This window comes from Streptomyces iconiensis, from assembly GCF_028657195.3.
Classification (GTDB): domain Bacteria; phylum Actinomycetota; class Actinomycetes; order Streptomycetales; family Streptomycetaceae; genus Streptomyces; species Streptomyces iconiensis.
The window spans coordinates 92,194-113,235 of sequence record NZ_JANCPR020000008.1; the positions used below are offsets into that span (position 1 = coordinate 92,194).

The following is a 21,042-nucleotide window of genomic DNA, read 5'->3' on the forward strand; positions in this document are numbered from 1 at the left end:
TGAGACAGAGAGCCGAAGGGGTAAGCGGACGATGACCGAGGAGCAGCAGGGGGGCCAGGCCGTTCCGCAGACGCGGATGGCCAGGCACCGCCGGATCGTCGACATCCTGAACAGACAGCCGGTCCGCTCCCAGAGTCAGCTCGCCAAGCTCCTCTCCGACGACGGCCTCAGCGTCACGCAGGCGACGCTCTCGCGTGACCTCGACGAACTCGGCGCCGTCAAGATCCGCAACACCGGCGGTGAACTGATCTACGCGGTCCCGGCCGAGGGCGGTGACCCCACTCCCAAGGCGCCGCTGGGGGAGTCGGCGACCGAGGCCCGGATGGCCCGCCTCGCGGGCGAACTCCTCATCTCGGCCGAGGCGTCGGCCAATCTCGTCGTCCTGCGCACTCCGCCAGGCGCCGCCCAGTTCCTCGCCTCGGCGATCGACCAGGCGGGCGTGCACGAGATCATCGGCACCATCGCGGGCGACGACACCCTCCTCCTCATCAGCCGCGCCCCCGACGGCGGCCAGGCACTCGCCGACCACCTGCTGGGGCTGGCGCAGAAGGAACGCTGAGCGCCAACTGCCCTTTTACGGGGGCGGGTTGCGGGACTGCGGGACACGGAGTTGCGGCCCCGTCCCCGTCCCGCCCCTGTCCCCGTTCAGCTCTCGGTGGTGCCTCCGGCGGTGCCCGCGGTGGTGCCCGCGGGTGTGGCGCCTGCCCGGTCGCGCCGGGCCAGCCATGCGGCGGCGAGTGCGCCCGAGACGTTGTGCCAGACGGAGAAGACCGCTGCGGGCAGGGCCGCGAGAGGGCTGAAGTGGGCGGTGGCGAGGGAGGCAGCGAGCCCGGAGTTCTGCATGCCGACCTCGAAGGACATGGCGCGGCTCGCGGGTTCGCCGAGGCCGGCGAGGCGGCCCGCACCGTAACCGAGTGCCAGACCCAGGCCGTTGTGGAGGACGACCGCGAGCAGCACCATCGCGGCGGCCGACTTGATCGCGTCCGCGCTGCCCGCGACGACGACGGCGACGATGACCGCGATCGTCAGCGCGGAGAGCCAGGGGAGCACGGGCAGCGCACGCGTGACCCAGCGCCCCGCGATGAGCCGTACGACCAGCCCGGCGAGCACCGGCAGCAGAACCGTCTTGAGGATGTCGGTGACCATCGAACCCGCGTCGACCGGCAGGTACTCGCCCGCGAGCAGCAGTGTCAGGGGCGGGGTGACCAGGGGCGCTATCACCGTGGAGACGGTGGCGACGGAGACGGAGAGCGCCACGTCGCCGCGCGCGAGGTACGTCACGACGTTCGATGCGGTGCCGCTGGGCGCACAGCCGACGAGGATGACGCCCGCCGCGAGCTGCGGCGACAGGTGCAGCGCGTGCGCGATCAGCCAGCCGAGTCCCGGCATGAAGACGTAGTGCGCGACGAGCCCGAGCGCGACGGCCCACGGGCGCCTGGCGACGCCCTTGAAGTCCTGCGGCGTCATCGTCACGCCCATGCAGAACATCACGACGCCGAGCAGGTACGGCACCGCCTCGCTCCCGCCGGAGAAGGTCCCGGGCGCCAGCAGGCCGAGGGCACCGGCGAGGAGGACGAGTACGGGGAAGAGGGTCACGGCGCGGCGGGCACCGCGCTGTTCAGCCGTGGTGGCGGTCGGGGTGTTGCTCTGCTGATCGGTTCGCACCGTGTGAGGGAACGCCCTGTTGTGCCCTGCACGCAAGGTCGTCTCGGAATGTGACCCTCCGGGACCGGTTACCAGCGCGAGCGGTCGGCCCTTCGCCGTGCGCCCGCTCTCACCTGGGCTTCGGCGCCTCGACGGTCAGGATGCCCAGCGTCGACTCAGCCGGCAGCAGCCCGGAACCGAGCACAGCGCCGAAGAGCGGCCCGTTCAGCTCGGCGAGCCGGGCGCAGCCGTCCTCACCGATCGCCTCGTAGGGCGCGGCGGCCAGTTCGTCGGTCATCCGCTCCACGTCGTCTCGCAGCGCGCGGCCCCGTGCGGTGGCGGCACCGTCCGGCCCGATCAGGCCGCGCGCGGCGAGGCGTTCGCGTGCCGCCGTCCACTCCTGGCCGCTCCAGCCGCGCGAGGCGAAGGTCTCAGCGGGTGCCGCTCCGACGGCGGCGAAGGAGACCAGGGCCTCGCAGCCGTCGAGTCCCGCCGCGAGCAGCGCGGCCAGGTGGCCGTCCCCGCGGTGCTCGCGCAGCACGTTCGCCGCCTGCCACAGGGCCATGTGCGGTTCCTCGGGCCAGGGCAGCGCCGCGTTGGCCGCTGCCAGCGTGCGGCCCGGCAGCCCGCCCGCCGTGACCGCCTCGGCGGCCTTACGGGCGAGGGCGGCGGCCTCGGCGACACCGGGGTCGGCGAGGAGCTGGTCGCCGGCCACGGCGCGCAACGCCCCGTCCACGCCACGGGTGCGCGCCGCCAGCACGTCCTCGGGGGAGGCGGTCTTCCAGGCTGCGGGCACGTGTTCCGCGACCATGCGCGGGCTGAAGGTGTAGAACGCCGCCGTCACCAGCTCGGCCGTCGCGGCTCCGAGCGGCGCGGCGCGCAGGGCGAAGTAGGCGGGCCAGCGCTCCTCCGTCCCGAAGCCGAGCGCGCCGGTCTCGGCGGAGACCTCCGGGGCGAAGTAGACGGAAGCGTAGACGGGTTCGAGCTGGTGCCATGTCTGTCGCGCGAGGCTCGGGAAGTCGGTCATGGCGGTAAGCTATCCGGGCATGTTAACGCCGTCAACATGCGAGTACGCCCCGGGAATCGCACGCTGAACGCATGGCCGAGAAGAAGCGGAAGGTTCGGGTACGGCGCGTCTACGAGGAGCCGGAGCGCGGCGACGGCACACGGGTACTCGTCGACGGGGTCTGGCCGCGCGGGGAATCCAAGGAGAAGGCCGCGCTCGACGCCTGGCAGAAGGATGTGGCGCCGAGTACGGAGCTGCGCAAGTGGTACGGGCACGACCCCGACAAGTACGCGGAGTTCGCCGACCGTTACCGGGCCGAACTGGCCACGGAGGAGGGCGACCAGGCGCTGCGGACGCTGCACGCGCGTGTCCCCGAGGGCGGGACGCTCACGCTGCTGACCGCGACCAAGGATCTCTCGCTTTCGCATGCGCAGGTGCTGGTGGGGGAGCTGGCGCGGTTGGACTGAGTCCTCGGTCGCGCTTGGTGCTGCGGTCACCCTTGACCGCTGTGGTTGGGTCGGCCCGTCGGTTGGGGCGACCCCTTGCGGTCACCCTTGACCGTTGCGGTTGGGTCGGCCCGTCGGTTGGGACGACCCCTTGCGGCCACCCTTGACCGTTGCGGTTGGCCTTGGCCCGTCGCGGTGGGGCCGGCCCGCTGCGGTAGCCCTTGGCCCGCTGCGCTGGGTCGGCTTGTCCTGGGCTGCCCCCGCCTGGCCTGGCGGGTTGAAGTGGGCTGGTGAGGCTGTGCCTGGCCGTGGGGGAGTTCTGTGTCGTATGCGATGTGCCCGCGCACTGTCGTGCGTGATGTGCGGCTCGCGCTGCCTTGCGTGATGCGGCTCGACCTGCCGTGCGCGATGTGCCCGCGCACTGTCGTGCGTGATGTGCCGTGCGCGATGTTGCCGTGCGCGATGTGCGTTGACGAAACATACGGGGGAGTGCATACTTATACCTGTCAGCGCATGTACGTAAGGAGAAGCCCGTGACCGAGCGCGTCGTACTCGCCTACTCAGGCGGCCTGGACACCTCTGTCTGCATCGGCTGGATCGCCGAGGAGACCGGTGCCGAGGTCGTGGCCGTCGCCGTCGATGTTGGCCAGGGCGGTGAGGACCTGGACGTCATCCGAAAGCGCGCGCTGGCCTGTGGTGCGGTCGAGGCCGAGGTCGCGGACGCCAAGGACGAGTTCGCCGAGGAGTACTGCCTCCCCGCGATCAAGGCCAACGGGCTGTACATGGACCGTTACCCCCTGGTCTCCGCCCTCTCGCGGCCCACCATCGTCAAGCACCTGGTGGCCGCTGCGCGCAAGCACGGTGCCAGCACCGTGGCGCACGGCTGCACCGGCAAGGGCAACGACCAGGTGCGGTTCGAGGCGGGCATCTCCTCCCTCGCACCCGACCTGAAGTGCATCGCCCCGGTCCGTGACTACGCCATGACCCGGGACAAGGCCATCGCCTTCTGCGAGGAGAAGGGGCTGCCGATCGAGACGACGAAGAAGTCGCCGTACTCGATCGACCAGAACGTCTTCGGCCGCGCCGTCGAGACGGGCTTCCTGGAGGACATCTGGAACGGGCCCATCGAGGACGTCTACGACTACACCTCGAACCCGGCCACCCCGCGGGAGGCCGACGAGGTCGTCATCACCTTCGAGCGGGGCGTTCCCGTCGCCCTTGACGGCAAGCCCGTCAGCGTTCTCCAGGCGATCCAGCAGCTCAACGAGCGGGCCGGTGCGCAGGGCATCGGGCGGATCGACATGGTCGAGGACCGGCTCGTGGGCATCAAGTCCCGGGAGATCTACGAGTCGCCCGGTGGCATCGCCCTCATCACGGCGCACCAGGAGCTGGAGAACGTCACCGTCGAGCGTGAACTCGCCCGCTACAAGCGGCAGGTCGAGCAGCGGTGGACCGAGCTGGTCTACGACGGCATGTGGTTCTCCCCGCTGAAGCGGGCCCTGGACGGGTTCATCGACGAGGCCAACCAGCATGTGTCGGGTGACATCCGGATGACCCTGCATGGGGGGCGGGCCGTCGTGACCGGGCGGAAGTCCGAGCAGTCGCTCTACGACTTCAATCTGGCGACGTATGACACCGGGGACACGTTCGATCAGTCGATGTCCAAGGGGTTCATTGAGATCTTTGGGCTTAGCAGCAAGATGGCTGCGAAGCGGGATCAGGCGTAGTCGGTTCGCTTTCGGCTCTTGTGTTTGGGGCTTCGCCCCTGTGCCCGTTGTGGTGCCTGTGGTTTTGCCCCAGGTTTCTGTTCTTTTATATGGGGCTTCGCCCCTTTCCCCGTTGGCCTCGCCGGCCGGGCGTCGGGGGGCTCCGCCCCCCGGCAATCCCCCCGCCAAAAGGGGCTCCGCCCCCTCTGCACTCCCCCGCCCCGTATCGGGGCCTGCCCTGAAGTCGTTGTTGTCGTGGCCCAATGGGGGAGTGTGGGGGCTTCTTCCAGTTCAGGAGTAGTGCAGTGGTGAGTGGTAACGAAGAGGTTCGGCTGTGGGGTGGGCGGTTTGCGGATGGGCCCAGTGAGGCGTTGGAGAAGCTGTCCGCTTCGGTGCACTTCGACTGGCGGTTGGCGCCGTACGACATCGCGGGGTCGCGGGCGCATGCGCGGGTGCTGAACAAGGCGGGGCTGCTGACGGCGGACGAGCTGGAGCACATGCTCGTGGGGCTCGATCAGTTGGAGGCCGATGTCGCCGGCGGTGAGTTCGTGGGGACCGTTGCCGACGAGGACGTGCATACGGCTCTGGAGCGCGGGTTGCTGGAGCGTGTGGGGCAGGAGCTGGGTGGCAAGCTCCGTGCGGGGCGGTCGCGGAACGATCAGGTTGCCACGCTCTTCCGGATGTATCTGCGCGAGCACGCCCGTACGCTCGGCGGGCTGCTGGCCGACCTTCAGGGTGCGCTCGTCGGGCTCGCTGAGGCGCACCCGGATGTGGCGATGCCGGGGCGTACGCACTTGCAGCACGCGCAGCCGGTGCTGTTCGCGCACCATGTGCTCGCGCATGCGCAGGCGCTGTCGCGGGACGCCGAGCGGCTGCGGCAGTGGGACGCGCGTACGGCGGTCTCGCCGTACGGGTCCGGTGCGCTGGCCGGGTCCTCGCTCGGGCTCGACCCGGAGGCGGTCGCTGCGGAGCTGGGCTTCGAGCACGGGAGTGCGGCCAATTCGATCGACGGTACGGCCTCGCGGGACTTCGCCGCCGAGTTCGCCTTTGTCACGGCGATGATCGGCGTCGATGTCTCGAAGATCGCCGAGGAGATCATCCTGTGGAACACGAAGGAGTTCTCCTTCGTGACGCTGCACGACGCGTTCTCCACGGGGTCCTCGATCATGCCGCAGAAGAAGAACCCGGACATCGCGGAGCTGGCGCGCGGTAAGTCAGGGCGGCTGATCGGCAATCTGACGGGGCTCATGGCCACGCTCAAGGCGCTGCCGCTGGCGTACAACAGGGACCTTCAGGAGGACAAGGAGCCGGTCTTCGACTCCATCGACCAGCTGGAGATCCTGCTTCCCGCGTTCACGGGCATGATGGCGACGCTCACCGTGCACGGTGAGCGGATGGCCGAACTGGCGCCCGCCGGCTTCTCGTTGGCGACCGATGTGGCCGAGTGGCTGGTCAAGCAGGGTGTGCCCTTCCGCGTCGCGCACGAGGTCGCGGGGGAGTGCGTCAAGGTGTGTGAGAAGAACGGGATCGAGCTGGACCAGCTCAGCGACGAGCAGTTCGCCGCGATCTCACCGCATCTCACGCCGGAGGTGCGCGGCGTCCTGAATGTGCCGGGCGCGCTCGCGGCCCGGAACGGGCGGGGCGGTACCGCGCCCTCGGCGGTGGCTGAGCAGCTCGCGGAGTTCCGTACCGGCCTGGCCGTGCAGCGTGAGTGGGCCGAGGCCAAGCGCTGAGTCAGCGGCACGGATGACACGGGCCCCCGCACCGGTGTGCGGGGGCCCGTGTGTGCGGCCGGTACGGTGGTGCGGCCCCCTGGAGCCGACAGCGCCGGAAGTGTCCGGCCAGGAGATCCCGATGCCCTTCAGCCGACTCGCCTCGGTGACGACACCTACGGCCCACCTCGGAATGGGCCTCGCCGCCGTCGGCCGCCCCGCGTACATCACGCTCGGCCGTGACACCGAACTGCCGGGTGAGCGCACCCCCGAGGAGTTGCGTGCGCGTACCCACGAACTGCTCGACGCCGCCTACGCACAGGGCGTGAGGTACATCGACGCCGCCCGCTCCTACGGCCGTTCCGAGGAGTTCCTCGCCGACTGGCTCGCGGCACGGCCCGAGGTGCGGGACGTGGTGGTCGGCAGCAAGTGGGGCTACACGTATGTGGGGGAGTGGCGCACCGAGGCGGAGGTGCACGAGGTCAAGGACCACGCGCTCGCCGCGTTCGAACGGCAGGTCCGCGAGACACGTGAACTGCTCGGGGAGCGGCTGGACCTGTACCAGATCCACTCCGTCACGCCCGGCAGCCCCGCGCTGACCGACACCGAGCTGCACGCCAGGCTGGCCGGTCTCGCGGCCGAGGGTGTGACGATCGGCTTCAGCACCAGCGGGCCGGCGCAGGCCGACGCGATCCGCGCGGCGCTCGCGGTGACCGTGGAGGGCGAGCCCCTCTTCCGTACGGTGCAGAGCACCTACAACCTCCTGGAGACCTCGGCGGGGGACGCGCTGGCCGAGGCGCACGAGGCGGGCCTCACGGTGATCGTGAAGGAGGGCATGGCGAACGGCAGGCTGGCCGGCCCCCGTGCGCCCGAGGCGCTGCGTGCGGTGGCTCAGGAGGCGGGCACGAGCCCGGACGCGGTCGCGCTCGCCGCCGTGCTGCGGAGGCCATGGGCGGGCGTCGTGCTCTCGGGCGCCGCGACGGTCGCTGAGCTGCACTGCAACCTGCTGGGCGCCGCCGCCGACCTGGACGAGGCCCAACTGGCCCGGCTGGCAAGCCTGGTGGAGGAGCCGGGCGCTTACTGGCAGCGTCGCTCGGAGCTTCCCTGGAACTGAGTTCCCTGGTGGAGCGGCTTTTGCGTGCATGACACATCGGTTTCCGGGCAGGTCACCTGTCGCACATTGACAACTGGGAGACCGAGAAATGAAAAAGGCATCGACAGCCGCAGTGGCGTTCACCTTCTCCGTGGCAGCGGTCGCGGGGGCGGTCGGGTTCACGGCCGGAGCATCGGACGCTGAGGCCAGCAAGCGGCCCAAGCCCGTCGTCCAGGACGAGTTCGACTCCCTGGGTCCGGCGATGCACCAGACCAAGAACGCGGGCCGCACGGTGCACTACAGCGACACCGGCGAGACCGACCGCACCTATGGCGACCCCGTCGTCTTCATGGGCGGCACGGGGACGACGGCCCGCGCCTCCGGGATGACCGAGTTCCTGCGCACCACGCGGGAGAACCTCGGCCAGCGCGTCATATCCGTCGAGCGCAACGGCTTCGGCGACACCGGCTTCGACAAGAAGCTCGGCTTCGACGACTACACCTCGGACGTCAACGCCGTGCTGGACAAGCTCGGTGTACGCAAGGCGTCCGTCATCGCCATATCGGGCGGCGGCCCGTACGCGGCGCACTACGCCGCCGACTCGCCGCAGCGCATCTCCTCGCTCCATCTGGCCGCCGCGCTGCCCCCGTACGGTGAGAAGTCGTCGTACTGCGGCAAGAGCGACAAGGAGCTGAACGCGTACTTCGGTGAGCAGATCCGCGACCCGCGCAAGTGGTGGGGGTTCGCCGAGGACAGCCCCATGCACAAGATCCCCGGCTTCACGGACACGGCGGAGGAGGACGGCGGACGCTCGTACTACCTGCGGGGACAGAAGGGCGACCCCTCAGCGCAGGTGCACGAGCAGAAGCTGTACTGCGAGCGGCCGGGGCCTGACATGTCGAAGCTGAAGGCACCGGTCTACGTCTACACCGGGCTCAAGGACACCACCGTGCCGCCCGCGACCCAGGCCCGCTGGAACGACGCGCTGCCGCAGAAGCCCGTGGTGCGGAAGTACGACGACAGCGGCCACGACGTGCAGTACCGCCACTGGGACCAGATCCTGCTGGACATGGCGGGCTACGCCGACCGCACGCCCGTGTGCACAGGCCACAAGACCCGCGTCCTGTCGGAGAAGGCGGCCGAGCGCGCCCTGAAGAAGGGCGGCACGCTGGGCAGTTGTGCCTGGCGCGGGAAGAGCGCCGCGAAGTAGCGGGAGCCTCACCGGCACCCTTGCGGAGTGGGACTCGGCGCCCTGCCGCCTCTGTGCGGCAGGGCGCTTTCCCTTTTGCGACAACTATGTCTCATCTGGTCTACTGTCGTCTCATGAGCCTGGACCGTGAAGAGCTGCTGAGTACGGCCGCCGATGTGCTGACGCGGAGGCCGACCTCGTCCATGGACGACATCGCCAAGGCCGCGGGCATCAGCCGTGCCACCCTCCACCGGCACTTCGCCGGCCGCGACGCGCTCGTACGCGCCCTCGAACAGCTCGGGCACCAGCGCCTCGACGCGGCCCTGGACGCGGCACGTACGCAGGACGGCGACGCCGCCGACGCCGTGCGCCGCGTCATCGCCCAGGTCGAACCCTTCGCCGGCTTCCTCGCGTTCCTCGTCACCGAGAACCAGCTCTTCGAGCCCGGCGAGCAGCACGAGGGCTGGACCAGGATCGACGAACGGATCGGCGAGCTGTTCCGGCGCGGACAGGCCGAGGGCACCTTCCGCCTCGACCTCACCCCCGCCTGGCTCACCGACGCCCTCTACTCCCTGATCGCCTCCTCGGCCTGGGCCGTACAGGACGGGAGGATCGCGGCCCGCGAAGCGGTGTTCATGACGTCCGAGCTGCTGCTCGGCGGAGCGCTGCGGAGCAAGGACCGATGAGCAGCAGAACCGCAGGTCCCCAGCCAGGCCCCCCGGACGCGGGCCCTCCGCCCTCCTCGCCCCGGCTGCGCTGGCTCGCCCTCGCCGTCCTCGTACTGGCCGTGCTGCTCGTCGGCATCGACGCCACCGTTCTCGGCCTGGCGGCGCCCTTCCTCAGCGAGGACCTGCGGCCCTCCAGCACCCAGCTCCTGTGGATCGGCGACGTCTACTCGTTCGTCATCGCCGGTCTCCTCGTCTCCATGGGCAGCCTCGGCGACCGCGTCGGCCGCAAGAAGCTGCTGCTCACGGGCGCCGTGGCCTTCGGCCTCATCTCCGCGCTGACCGCCTACGCGAGCAGCGCCGAGACGATGATCCTGTGGCGTGCGCTCATGGGCGTCGCGGGCGCGACCCTCATGCCCTCCACGCTCGCGCTCATCCGCAACCTCTTCCCCGACCGGCGCGAGCGCAGCCTCGCCGTGGGCATCTGGGGCGCCATGGCCTCGGCGGGTACCGCCGTCGGGCCTGTGATCGGCGGGTTCCTGCTGGAGCACTTCTGGTGGGGCTCGGTCTTCCTGATCAACCTGCCCGTGATGGCCGTGCTCGTACTCGTCGGCATCAAGCTGCTGCCCGAGTCCAAGAACCCGGCACCCGGCCCCTGGGACCTGCCCAGCGTCGGCCTGTCCATGGCCGGCATCGTCGGGGTCGTCTACGCCGTCAAGGAGGCCGCCGCCTACGGTCCCCGCTGGGATGTCGCGGTCACCGCCGTGGTCGGCGTGCTCGCGCTCGTCTCGTTCGTACGGCGCCAACTGCGCCTGGAACACCCGCTGCTGGACATGCGGCTGTTCCGCAACCGCGGCTTCACCGGTGCCGTACTGGCCGATCTGCTCACCATCCTCGGGCTGTCGGGGCTGGTCTTCTTCCTCAGCCAGTTCCTCCAGATGGTGCAGAGCCGCACGCCCTTCGAGGCCGGGCTCGCCGAACTGCCCGCAGCCATCGGCTCGGTGGTCACGGGGCTCCTGGCGGGCCACATCGCGCGGCGCACCTCCGTACGCGGTTCCGTCTCCGGCGGGCTCGCCGCCGTGGGGCTGGCGCTGGGCGCCTGCGCGTGGCTCCAGGTGACGACCGGATATGTGCTGCTGGGCAGCGTCCTGCTCGTCGTGGGACTCGGTGCGGGCCTGGCCTTCACCGTCACGGCCGACGTGATCCTCTCCAGCGTCCCCAAGGAGCAGGCGGGCGCCGCCTCCGCCGTCTCCGAGACCGCCTACGAGCTGGGCGCCGCGCTCGGCATCGCCCTGCTCGGCTCGGTCGTCACCGGTGTCTACCGCTCCTTCCCCACCCCCTCGGGCGTGCCGGAGGGGGCGGCCGATGAGGCCAGGCACTCGCTGGGCGAGGCCGTCGAGACCGCGCACACCCTGCCGGGCGGTGCGGGCGAGCGGCTGCTGGCGACCGCGCAGGAGACGTTCACGGACGGGCTGCGCCTCGGCGCCGGTGTCGGCTCGGTGATCCTGCTGGCCACCGCGCTGCTCGCCTGGCGGCTGCTGCGCGGGCAGAAGCTGGAGGAGAGCCCCGCCGAACTCCCGTAACCGCGTGCCCGGTTGGTGTTCAGTCGGGCAGGAGGTGGGTGACGAGGGTGCGGGTCCAGTCGGGGGTGAGGGGCTGGTCGGTGAAGACGGCGCGGTAGTAGAGGGGGGCGAGCAGGGCGTCGGTGGCGTGTTCGACGGTGGGGGTGTGGTGGCCGCGTGCCTGGTCGCGTTCGAGCATGGCGCGGAGCTGTTGTTGGCGTTCTGCGGTGCAGGCGCTCGCGCCCTGTTCGCCGGCGGCGCCAATGGTGGCGCGTACCAGGGGCAGGGTGTCGGGGTCGGTGAGGTCCCTGGCCAGGTCGGACGCGTAGCGTTCCAGGTCGCCGCGCAGGCTTCCGGTGTCGGGTACGACGATGTCGCCGGAGAAACGGCTGGTGGCCACGTCGGTGAACAGCTCTCCCACCGAGCCCCAGCGGCGGTAGACCGTGGTGGCGTGCACGCCCGCGTGGGCGGCCACGACCGGGATGGTCAGCGGCTCACCGCCCTGCTCGGCCAGCAGTTCCCCGACGGCCCGGTGGACGGCCGCGCGGATACGCGCCGAGCGGCCACCGGGGCGGCTGCCGGTACGGGACGGAAGCGAAGCCGGAGTGGACATGCACCCAGTATCGCACTGATCACTGCGTTTCAGATGCAGTGATCAGTGCGTTTGTGTTACGTTGAGGTTGTAAACGCAACGATCACTGCGAGGCTTGAGTGCCTCGGGAGGTGAGTACAGCTTGTCCAAGCAAGAGTCCCCGGGGCCCGAGATGCGCCGCCCGCTGCGGCTGCGGGAGGTCACGGTCCCCAACCGGATATGGATGTCTCCCATGGCCCAGTACTCCGCGGGAGCCGACGGAAAGCCGACCGACTGGCACCTGGTGCACTACGGCGCACGGGCGGTCGGCGGTGCGGGCCTGGTCATGGTCGAGGCCACGGCCGTGGGCCCTTCGCAGCGGACCACGTCGGCCGACCTCGGGATCTGGAACGAGGAGCAGGCCGCCGCGCACCGGCGCCTGACCTCGTTCATCGCTGAGCGCGGCGCGGTTCCCGCGATCCAGCTGCTGGCCGCCGGCAGGAAGGGGTCGCACCAGGTTCCCTGGGAAGGCGAGGGGCAGAACGGTCCGGTGAGCGTGGCCGACGGCGGCTGGCAGACCATCGGGCCCTCGGCGGTCCCGCTGGGCGACCTGAGCGTTCCCCGGGAAGCCGACCGTGCCGACATGGACGAGGTCGTCGAGGCATTCGCCCAGGCGGTCCGGATGTCACACCTGGCGGGATACGAGGCCGTCGAGATCCACGCAGCGCACGGCTACATCGTGCACCAGTTCCTGTCCCCGCTCTCGAACCACCGCACGGACGAGTACGGCGGGAGCCTGCAGAACCGGATGCGCCTTCCGCTGCGCGTGGCCCGCGCCGTACGTGAAGCCTTCCCGGCGGAGAAGCCCGTCTTCTTCCGCGTCACAGCGACGGACTGGGCCGAAGGTGGCATCACCCCCGACGAGGCGGCGACGTTCGCCAAGGAGCTGGCGGCAGTGGGCATCGACCTCCTGGACATCTCGTCCGGTGGGGCGGTACGGAGCCGGGAGGCACGCGCGCCCGCGCGGGAAGGGGTGCACGTCGGGTTCGCCGACGCGCTCAAGACGGCATCGGGGCTCGCCGTCGCCCCTGTCGGACAGATCGGCATGCGGCAGGCCGGCGAGCTTGTGGCCGACGGCCGCGCCGACGCGGTGCTGATGGGGCGCCCCCTGCTGCGCGATCCGTACCTTCCCCTGCGCGACCGGCCCGACGACAAGGCGGCCTGGCCGAGGCAGTACCACCGCGCGCTGGTATAGCGCCGGCGCGTTACCCCCGAACCCCCGCGGCGCTACGGGCCTTTCAGTGCCGGCGCCTCGGTGTGGGCGCCTCTCTGGCCGCTGCATCCGCGGCCTTCTGGATCCGGGCGACGGTCTTGGCGGGAGCCGCCTCGCCCAGGACCAGGTCGCGCAGCGCGGGCCCCACCTCGTCCCGCACCAGGTCCGGATACCAGTCGCCCAGCCGGGGGTTGACCAGGTTCCGGCCCGCCGCCTCGTATGCCTCGTGCGCCGACGCCAGGCCCCGCGGCAGGTCCGCCGGGCGCTCGGCGTTGCGCAGGCTGGACAGCGAGGACGCCGAGCGCGTGAAGTCGCGCGCCGCTGTCCCGCTGAGCATCCGCCGCAGCAGTTCCATGCCGCCTTCCGGATTTCCCGCTTCCGCCGGCACGAGGAACGGCTCGCTGGGCCCTGCCCACAGCGTCCCGTACGGCATCGCGTCGGACGAGGTGATCGCCGGTCCAGCGCCCACAGCGGGGGAGAGCTTCTTCTCCTCGGCGAAGGGCCTGGCCTCCTGCTCCAGCCAGGTGCCGTTGGGGATGAACACGGCTTCGCGCCGCGCCCATACCCGCTGTGAGTCGATGTGGTCGTAGCCGGAGCTGCGCCTCGCGACGAGACCGAGCGCCCCCAACTGGTGGTACGCCTCGAACACCTCACGCACCGCGTCGTGCCGCCATGCGCCGCCCTCCAGGTTGTCGATGGCCTCCAGCGCCTTCCTGCCGCCGACCTGGCCGATCGCCGGGAGCACGCAGAAGGTGAGGTACTGCGGGAACCGGCCGGCGAAGATCCAGCCGTCGATGCCCTCCTTCTTCGCCTCGGAGCACAGCGCGAGCATGTCGTCCCAGGTACGCGGATACTCCCAGCCGTGCTCCTCCAGCAGTTCGGGTACGTACCACAGCCCGTACACCGTCTGCGCGTACGAGAGCACATGCACGCCCCTGCGGCCCAGCACGCCGGCCTCCACCGCACCCGGACGCAGCGTCTCCCGCACGGTCTTGGACGGGTCGTCGAGGGAAGGCGCCTCCAACAGGGGCGTCAGGTCCGCGAGTTGGCCGTCCCCCGCGAGTGCGAGCGTGTCCAGAGGCCGGGCGCCCGAGTTGTTGACCAGATCCGGCGGATCGCCGGAGGTCAGACGCGGCTGCACCTCCTTCTGGACGGCAGTCACCTGTCGTGTCTTCACCAGGCCGGCGCCGAACGCCTTCTCGTACGAGCCGCCGGCCTTGTCCACGTACGACGCGGAGACGGCCCCGTTGAAGAGAACGGCGGACACGCCCGCGCCGCTCCGTACCCCGAGCGGGTTGGCCGGCCCCTTCCGTACGCCCTTCGCCCCGCCGCCGCCCGCACCCGGACGCAGCGCCCAGTACACCCCGCCGCCCGCCCCCGTCGCACCCAGCGCCGAGAGCCCGGCCAGCGCCCGTCGCCGCGAGAGACCACGGCGCGGCGCCGCGCCTCCGGGAGGGGCGGACCGACTCGCGGGGGCGGCCGGAGCGGGGGCGGGCGCCGGAGCCGTCGTTGCTGCCGGGGCGATGGGGCGAGTGGGCGCCGGGGGAGCGGACGCGGCTGGTGGCGGGGCCTCGGCGGCGGGTGCTTCCGGTGTGGCCTCGGCGGTGAACACCTCGGCCTCGCGCTGTACGACCGAGCCGGAGTTGGAATCCGCGTACGCATCCGGGCCCGGGCCCGAGTCCGAGCCCGAGTCCGAGCCCGCATCCGGACCGGAGCCCGAGCCCGCCCCCGGCCGCTCTCTCCCGTCCTGGTCCCCGCCATGTCCGGGCCCGGGCATGGGCGCAGGCGGGTCGTTCGTTCCTCCGTCGCTCTCCAGGATGTCCGACGCCAGCGTCAGCAGCGCCCGCGTGACCGGTACGGGGAGCCAGCCCGTGTACGGTCCTGCGGGGCCGTGGCGGTCCTCGATGCGCGTGAGCGAGGGCCGTGACTCCGGGTCCCTGGCCAGGCACTCCCGCGCCAACTCCCGCAGCCCGGGCGGCAGATGGTCCACCCTTGGCTCCTCGTGGACCGTGCGGTACATCAGGACCTGCGGGTCGGCCGAGCCGTACGGGCCCCGGCCGGTGAGCGCGTGGACCACCACGCCGCCGAGCGCGAACACGTCGGTGGCGCCCGAGACGGGCGGGCCGTCCGAACTGACCTGTTCGGGCGCCATGTAGCCCGGTGTTCCCAGGGCCATACCGGTGTGGGTGAGCGCGCTGTGCGCGGCGGAGTGCGCGATGCCGAAGTCGATGACGCGGGGCCCGTCGGCTGCCAGCAGCACATTGGAGGACTTGAGGTCGCGGTGCACCAGGCCGCGCGCGTGCAGCGCGGTGAGGGCGCGTGCGAGCCCGGCGGCCAGCAGGCGGACCGTATCGGCGGGCAGCGGGCCATGATCGGTGACCGCGTCGGTCAGCGAGATGCCGGGCACATAAGCGGTGGCCATCCACGGAGGGTCGCCGTCCGGTTCGGCGTCCACGACGGGGGCGACAAACGGACCGCCGACCAGCCTGGCCGCTGCCACCTCGCGCGCGAAGCGCCTGCGGAAGTGCGGGTCGTCGGCGAGCTCGGGCCGCGCCGTCTTGACCGCGACCGTACGGCCCCCCGCTGAACGTGCGAGATAGACCCGGCCCATCCCGCCACCGCCGAGCACTCCCACAAGCCGGTACGGACCAAGCCGCTCCGGATCGCCCGTGGTCAGCGACCTCACCCGAAACCTCCCCCTGAGCCCCGCCACGGATCATGGCGCAGGCGTCAGTATCACCCAACAGCGCGCCGGGCGGGGGCAGTCGGGGCGGGCCCGGGGCGGGCAGAGCGACGGACCGTACGGGAGGACGGGGCGGGGGAGGGGCCGGCTACGCGGTCGCGCGGTGTGCGCTTACGCCGCCTTCGCCTTCGTGGCGTAGATGTCCACGTACTCCTGGCCGGAAAGGCGCATCACGTCGCTCATGACCTCGTCGGTCACGGCCCGCAGCACATAGCGGTCGCGGTCCATGCCCTCGTAGCGGGAGAAGTCCAGCGGCTCACCGAAGCGGACGGTGATACGGCGCCCGCCGCCGATCTTCGGCAGGCCCTTGCCGCCTGGCTGCACCTCGTCGGTGCCGATCATCGCGAACGGCACGACCGGTGCGCCCGTCATCAGCGCCAGCCGCGCGATGCCGGTACGGCCCCGGTAGAGGCGGCCGTCGGGGGAGCGGGTGCCCTCGGGGTAGATGGCGAAGACCCTGCCCTCTTCCAGCACGCGGTTCCCTGTCATCAGCGCGGCCACTCCACCGCGCCCGCCGTCACGGTCGACGGGGATCATGCCGACCCCGGTGAAGAACCAGGCCATCAGGCGGCCCTTGAGGCTCTTGCCCGTGACGTACTCGTCCTTGCCGAGGAAGAACGCCTGGCGCCGGATGACCAGCGGCAGGATCATCGAGTCGATGAACGTGAGGTGATTTCCCGCCAGGATCACAGGCCCTGAGCCCGGGATGCGCTCAGCCCCTTCGATCTGCGGCCTGAACAGCACGCGAAGAAGCGGGCCGAGCACTGCCTTGATCAGCCGGAAACGGGACAACGGACCCTCCGCCCAGTCGGTATCGGTCATGCGCACGGGTGCGCAGATGAGGACGATACTCGCCGCTACTGGTGAGTTGCACACCGGGTTCATTGCACCGTTACGACGAGTTGACGCGGATTCCCCCCGTATTGCTCCGTGCCTGCCCTCCACCGGTCGCGTGTTTCCCCTGTGTTCCGACTTATGTCTCCCACTTGTCGAACAGCCGGACCTACGATCAAGCAGTCGTTTGGCAGGTGCCGGACACCGGCGCCACGGAGTTGAAGGAGAGCGCATGGGTCAGGAGCAGCAGCCCGGACGGAGAACCCTGCTCGGGGCGGCGGTGCTCGGCGCTGCGGCCACCGGCGCCGTCGCACTGGGCCCCGCCGGTACGGCACACGCGGCGGGCCCCGCACAGGCGGCGGCAGGGAAGGACCGCGGCAGCCCTGACCACGGACGGTTGCCCGTACCCGCCGTCGTCGCGCACCGAGGCACCAGCGGATACCGCCCCGAGCACACCCTCGGCTCCTACCAGCTCGCGCTCGACATGGGTGCCGACGTCATCGAACAGGACCTCGTCCCCACCAAGGACGGCCACCTGGTCTGCCGTCACGAGAACGACATCACCGCGACCACCGACGTCTCCGAGCACCCCGAGTTCGCCGGCCGCAAGACCACCAAGAAGGTCGACGGCGCCGAACTGACGGGATGGTTCACCGAGGACTTCACGCTCAAGGAGCTGAAGACGCTGCGCGCCAAGGAGCGCATCCCCAAGCAGCGCCAGCACAACACCCTCTACGACGGCCGCTGGGACGTACCCACCTTCGAGGAGGTCCTCGACTGGGCCGAGGAGCAGGGCAAACGGCGCGGGCGCCGCGTCTGGCTGCACATCGAGACCAAGCACCCCACCTACTTCCGCAAGCTGGGCCTCGGTCTGGAGAAGCCGCTCGCCCGCCTCCTGCGCAGATACGGACGGCACAGGGCCGGCTCACCGAACTTCGTGCAGTCCTTCGAGCCCTCCAGCATCCAGAAGCTGGCCGAACTGCTCGACTGCCCCGGCGTCGTGCTGCTGTCCGGACTCGCCTCGCGGCCCTGGGACTTCGTGGAGGCGGGCGACCCGCGTACCGTCGCCGACCTCGTCAAGCCGGACGGGCTGAAGTGGATCGCGCGCTTCGCACGGGGCATCGGGCCCACCCTCGACCTCGTCATCCCCCGCAAGCCCGACGGCACCCTCGGCGAGGCCACCACCCTGGTACGGGACGCGCACGCGCAGAAGCTGGTCCTGCACCCCTACACGATGCGCAACGAGAACTCCTTCCTGCCCGTCGACTTCCGCAAGGGCAGCGACCCCAACGCGTACGGGGACGCCTTCGGCGCCTTCCGGCGGTACTTCGAGACCGGTATCGACGGGATCTTCTCCGACAACTGCGACACCGCGCTCCTCGCGGCCGAGGACTTCCGCGCCAAGAAGTGAGCGGGAAGAGGTACGGCGCGAACGGGACGAGGTACGGCGTGAGCGGGAAGCCCGGGTGAGCGGGCCGTACGGCATCTACGCCAACGGGTGAAGCGCCGCCCGTGCCGCAACCACGGTGCGGGCGGCGCGCGTGCAGCGCCACATGACCTCACACGCCACCCTGGGCCCCCGCCTGCTCGCGCTGCTGGACGCCGAGTGCGCGGCGGAGGCGGCGGCGCACCCGGGTACCGAGGCCGCCGACCTGCGGCAGGGCGTGTGGCTGCGCTGGTTCGAGCACGTACGGCGGCACGGCCCTCCCGCGCGTCCCGCGGCGTGGCTGCGCGCCGCCGTACGTACCGAGGTGCGGCCCGCGCGCAGGAGGCAGCGGCGCGAGGTGCCGATAGGGCCCCCGCACGTGCCGCGGCAGCGCCGGGTGACGGTGACGGCGGCGGACGGCAGGGGCGACACCGCCTCCGAGACCGAAGCACCGTTGCTGGCCGACGAGCGCCGCCGCGACCTCGCGGTCGCCGTCGCGCTGCTGCCCAGCCGCTGCCCCTCCGTACTGCGGGCCCTCCTCGCCGGAGAGGACCTCACCTACCCGGAAATCGCACGGGAGTTGGGTATCTCACAGGGCAGCGTGGGTCCCCTCCGTTCCCGATGTCTGGAATGCCTGCGCAGAATGCTCAGGGCGGAGGTTGCACCCCCTGAACTCCGGGGAATGGTGCCAGAGGCAACCGGCGTCACCAGGGCAGACAGCACGGGCGCGACACCCTCAGACCCGCGCGCCCGCGCACACGATTTGGGGAGGCATGCGCGCATGGGCATGAGCGTGACCATCTCTGCGGCGAACGAGCACGACGCCGAACAGATACTGAAACTCCAGTACCTCTGCTTCCAGAGCGAGGCCGAGCTGTACGGCGACTACCGCATCGACCCGCTCGTCCAGACCCTCGACGACTTCCGGGCCCAACTGACGCGCGGCTGCGTCGTGGTGGCCCGGCTCGGTGAGGAGATCGTCGGCTCCGTGCGCGGCTCGGTCGACGAGGACGGCACGGCCGCGATCGGCAGGCTCTGCGTCCACCCCCGCCTCCAGGGCCATGGCCTCGGCGGCCGTCTGCTCACCGCCGTAGAGGCCCGCCTGGCAACGGAGTTCGGCGCCAAGCGGTACCGGCTCGTCACCGGGAACCGCAGCGAGGGGAACCTGCGGTTGTACCGCAGGTCCGGGTACGCGCCGGTGGGGACCGAACGCGACCGTCAGGTCACGCTTGTCGCCATGGCCAAGGACGTGGGGGCCTACGCGACGAGCGTTGCCATGCCCTCGGCCGAGCGGGAGCCCGCGGCTGTGTCGGCGGCTGCGCCTTCGTCCGTGCCCGAACCGCAGCGGAGCAAGTGAGGCGAACGACTGTGGGGCGCCCCGGGGACGGGGCGCCCCTGTCTGCGCTGTGCGGGCTGCGAGTTCCCCCTGGCTCCTCGAACAGGGAGGCGCCCCCATGGCTTGGAGCGCCCGCGCGCCGGAGCCGTATATAGGGCACGGTCCCGCGCCCCTCCGGGACTCGCCGGGCTACGCGAGGGCCGTGCTGGTGGCCGCGCGGGTGCGGCGGAGCCACAGCAGGCCCGTCACCGGGAGGATGACGGGGATGAAGAGGTACCCCATCCCGTAGTCCGACCAGACCGTGGCATCGGGGAAGGCCGAGGGCTCGACCAGCGTCCACGTTCCTACCGTGAGCACGCCGAGCAGTTCGACGGCGCAGCACGCGAGTGCGGCCTTGCGGGCTCCTTCACCGCCCTTGACCAGCGCGACGGTGATGAACGCGTAGACGAGCGCGGCGACGGCCGACAGCACATAGGCGAGCGGCGCTTCGTCGAAGCGCGTGGTGAGCTGTACGAGCGAACGCGAGGCCGCGCCCACGGTGAAGATCCCGTACAGCGTGACCAGCAGCTTGCCGGGTCCGCTGCTGATTCCGCCGCCGCTGCCGCCGCTCTTGGCCGCCATCGCGTCACGCACCGGTGCCGCCTCCCCAGATGTCATGGAGCCGCACCTGCAGCACCGCCAGCACCAGGGCGCCCGCGACGACCGTCAGCGAGCCCCACTTGGTGCGTTCCGTCAGTGAGATCAGCCCGACCACCGGTACACACGCCACAACTCCGGCGAGGTACGAGACGAAGATCACCGAGCCGTCGGCGGCCGTCTCGCCGTGCGCCAGCCGCACGATCCCCACCACGAGCTGTACCAGCGCGAGCACCGTCACCACGGCCATGCCGATGAAGTGCCAGTCCTTGGTCGGCTGGTCGCGGAACGCCGCCCAGCCGCACCACGCGGCCAGCGCGAGCGCGGCCACGGCGAGCGTGACGGTGAGCGGGGTGAGCATGGACAGGAGTCTAAGAGAGCGCGTACGCCCGCCCACGTGCGCCCCCGTCACCCCACGTACGCTCGGGCCCCATGAAGATCGACGCCCCCGTGACCCTGCTGTTCGACAACGACGGCACCCTGCTCTCCTCCATGGAGTCCGTGATCCGCTGCTGGACCACCTGGGCCCGCGAGTACGGGATCAGCGCGGAGGACTTCGCCGCCGTCGGGCTGCACGGCCGCCCGGCAGCCGAGATCGTGCGTGACCTGGTTCCCGCCGAGCGGGTGGCCGAGGCGCTGCACCGTATCGAGCGCCTGGAGATCGAGGACGTGGCGCAGGGCGGCGTCGTCCAGCTGCCGGGCACCGCCGCGCTGCTGGCCTCGCTGCCCGAGGGGAGCTGGGCCGTCGTCACCTCGGCGACCCGCGAACTGGCCGACGCCAGGCTGCGCCGGGTCGGTATCGAGGCACCCCTGGTGATCGCGGCCGACGACATCACGCGCGGTAAGCCCGACCCCGAGCCGTATCTGCTCGCCGCCTCCAAACTGGGCGCCGACCCGGCACGCTGCGTGGTCTTCGAGGACGCACCCGCCGGCCTGGAGTCGGGCCGCAGGGCCGGTATGTGGACCGTGGGGTTGGCCACAACCCACAGCGCCGACGAGCTGCGCGCCGACGCCGTCGTAGAGAACCTCGCGGCCGTGTCCGCGCAGGTCACAGGGGATGGAGTGGCGGTCACCGCCGGAGCCTGAGGCCGGGGTGCGCGCAGGGGCCGGCCGCCGGCGGGCCACCGCTTCAGTCCACGGCGGTGTCCGTCATGCGGACAGTTCTCTCCGGTCTTCGCGCGCCTTCTGCTTTACTGGGCA

At 71.1% G+C, this 21,042-nt stretch carries 19 protein-coding genes and 1 pseudogene; 13 read left to right on the forward strand and 7 right to left on the reverse strand.

Annotation, left to right across the window (positions count from 1 at the left end):
* Positions 1-31 precede the first annotated feature (31 nt).
* A complete protein-coding gene (locus tag NMN56_RS10050; protein ID WP_274038836.1) occupies positions 32-559 on the forward strand; it encodes an arginine repressor in 528 nt (175 codons plus the stop codon).
* Positions 560-645: 86 nt separating this feature from the next.
* On the opposite strand, the gene NMN56_RS10055 is transcribed toward NMN56_RS10050, so the two are convergent.
* Positions 646-1,665 carry a bile acid:sodium symporter family protein gene (locus NMN56_RS10055; RefSeq protein ID WP_274038837.1) on the reverse strand — a complete coding sequence of 340 codons (1,020 nt, stop codon included), beginning with the start codon at positions 1,663-1,665 and terminating at the stop codon, positions 646-648.
* 109 nt (positions 1,666-1,774) lie between these two features.
* Positions 1,775-2,671, reverse strand: coding sequence for an SCO6745 family protein (locus NMN56_RS10060; RefSeq protein WP_274038838.1), 897 nt, complete (start codon positions 2,669-2,671; stop codon positions 1,775-1,777).
* Between the two features lie 71 nt (positions 2,672-2,742).
* Between NMN56_RS10060 and NMN56_RS10065 the strand changes: the two genes are divergently transcribed.
* The 7 genes from NMN56_RS10065 to NMN56_RS10095 all read left to right on the forward strand — a co-directional run bounded on the left by NMN56_RS10065 (position 2,743) and on the right by NMN56_RS10095 (position 11,044).
* Positions 2,743-3,117, forward strand: coding sequence for a DUF488 domain-containing protein (locus NMN56_RS10065; RefSeq protein ID WP_274038839.1), 375 nt, complete (start codon positions 2,743-2,745; stop codon positions 3,115-3,117).
* Positions 3,118-3,629: 512 nt separating this feature from the next.
* Positions 3,630-4,823, forward strand: coding sequence for an argininosuccinate synthase (locus tag NMN56_RS10070; protein WP_274038840.1), 1,194 nt, complete (start codon positions 3,630-3,632; stop codon positions 4,821-4,823).
* 287 nt (positions 4,824-5,110) lie between these two features.
* On the forward strand, positions 5,111-6,535 hold the full coding sequence (gene argH / locus NMN56_RS10075) for an argininosuccinate lyase (RefSeq protein ID WP_430542516.1): 1,425 nt from the start codon (positions 5,111-5,113) through the stop codon (positions 6,533-6,535).
* 121 nt (positions 6,536-6,656) lie between these two features.
* On the forward strand, positions 6,657-7,628 hold the full coding sequence (locus tag NMN56_RS10080) for an aldo/keto reductase (RefSeq protein ID WP_274038842.1): 972 nt from the start codon (positions 6,657-6,659) through the stop codon (positions 7,626-7,628).
* 88 nt (positions 7,629-7,716) lie between these two features.
* Positions 7,717-8,817 (forward strand): alpha/beta fold hydrolase, encoded by a 1,101-nt coding sequence (locus NMN56_RS10085; protein ID WP_274038843.1) that lies wholly within the window; start codon positions 7,717-7,719, stop codon positions 8,815-8,817.
* A 113-nt stretch (positions 8,818-8,930) separates the two neighbouring features.
* Positions 8,931-9,482, forward strand: a complete 552-nt coding sequence (locus NMN56_RS10090) for a TetR/AcrR family transcriptional regulator (protein ID WP_274038844.1) — start codon at positions 8,931-8,933, stop codon at positions 9,480-9,482.
* Complete coding sequence (locus NMN56_RS10095) at positions 9,479-11,044, forward strand: MFS transporter (protein WP_274038845.1); 1,566 nt, start codon at positions 9,479-9,481, stop codon at positions 11,042-11,044. Before NMN56_RS10090 ends, NMN56_RS10095 begins: the two co-directional genes overlap by 4 nt.
* Before the next feature lie 19 nt (positions 11,045-11,063).
* Here the strand turns inward: NMN56_RS10095 and NMN56_RS10100 are convergent, their stop codons facing one another.
* A complete protein-coding gene (locus NMN56_RS10100) occupies positions 11,064-11,636 on the reverse strand; it encodes a TetR/AcrR family transcriptional regulator (RefSeq protein ID WP_274038846.1) in 573 nt (190 codons plus the stop codon).
* A 121-nt stretch (positions 11,637-11,757) separates the two neighbouring features.
* Between NMN56_RS10100 and NMN56_RS10105 the strand changes: the two genes are divergently transcribed.
* Entirely contained in the window at positions 11,758-12,849 is a 1,092-nt protein-coding gene (locus NMN56_RS10105) for an NADH:flavin oxidoreductase/NADH oxidase (RefSeq protein WP_274038847.1), read from the forward strand.
* A gap of 43 nt (positions 12,850-12,892) precedes the next feature.
* Here the strand turns inward: NMN56_RS10105 and ngcE are convergent, their stop codons facing one another.
* Positions 12,893-15,553 carry an N-acetylglucosamine/diacetylchitobiose ABC transporter substrate-binding protein gene (gene ngcE / locus NMN56_RS10110; RefSeq protein ID WP_274038848.1) on the reverse strand — a complete coding sequence of 887 codons (2,661 nt, stop codon included), beginning with the start codon at positions 15,551-15,553 and terminating at the stop codon, positions 12,893-12,895.
* 168 nt (positions 15,554-15,721) lie between these two features.
* Complete coding sequence (locus NMN56_RS10115; RefSeq protein WP_280842603.1) at positions 15,722-16,432, reverse strand: lysophospholipid acyltransferase family protein; 711 nt, start codon at positions 16,430-16,432, stop codon at positions 15,722-15,724.
* A 244-nt stretch (positions 16,433-16,676) separates the two neighbouring features.
* Between NMN56_RS10115 and NMN56_RS10120 the strand changes: the two genes are divergently transcribed.
* The 3 genes and pseudogenes from NMN56_RS10120 (at position 16,677) to NMN56_RS10130 (ending at position 19,227) form a co-directional block, all read left to right on the forward strand.
* Positions 16,677-17,855 (forward strand): glycerophosphodiester phosphodiesterase, encoded by a 1,179-nt coding sequence (locus NMN56_RS10120; protein WP_274038850.1) that lies wholly within the window; start codon positions 16,677-16,679, stop codon positions 17,853-17,855.
* A gap of 142 nt (positions 17,856-17,997) precedes the next feature.
* Positions 17,998-18,507, forward strand: a pseudogene (locus NMN56_RS10125) (RNA polymerase sigma factor); the annotation flags it as partial.
* A 144-nt stretch (positions 18,508-18,651) separates the two neighbouring features.
* Positions 18,652-19,227: a GNAT family N-acetyltransferase gene (locus tag NMN56_RS10130; RefSeq protein WP_274039351.1), complete on the forward strand. Its 576-nt coding sequence runs from the start codon at positions 18,652-18,654 to the stop codon at positions 19,225-19,227.
* A 168-nt stretch (positions 19,228-19,395) separates the two neighbouring features.
* Here NMN56_RS10130 and NMN56_RS10135 read toward each other — a convergent pair whose 3' ends face one another.
* Positions 19,396-19,827 (reverse strand): hypothetical protein, encoded by a 432-nt coding sequence (locus tag NMN56_RS10135; protein ID WP_274039352.1) that lies wholly within the window; start codon positions 19,825-19,827, stop codon positions 19,396-19,398.
* 4 nt (positions 19,828-19,831) lie between these two features.
* Positions 19,832-20,203: a hypothetical protein gene (locus NMN56_RS10140; RefSeq protein WP_274038851.1), complete on the reverse strand. Its 372-nt coding sequence runs from the start codon at positions 20,201-20,203 to the stop codon at positions 19,832-19,834.
* A gap of 71 nt (positions 20,204-20,274) precedes the next feature.
* Here NMN56_RS10140 and NMN56_RS10145 point away from each other — a divergent pair, with 71 nt between their 5' ends.
* On the forward strand, positions 20,275-20,928 hold the full coding sequence (locus tag NMN56_RS10145; protein WP_274038852.1) for an HAD-IA family hydrolase: 654 nt from the start codon (positions 20,275-20,277) through the stop codon (positions 20,926-20,928).
* Positions 20,929-21,042 lie beyond the last annotated feature (114 nt).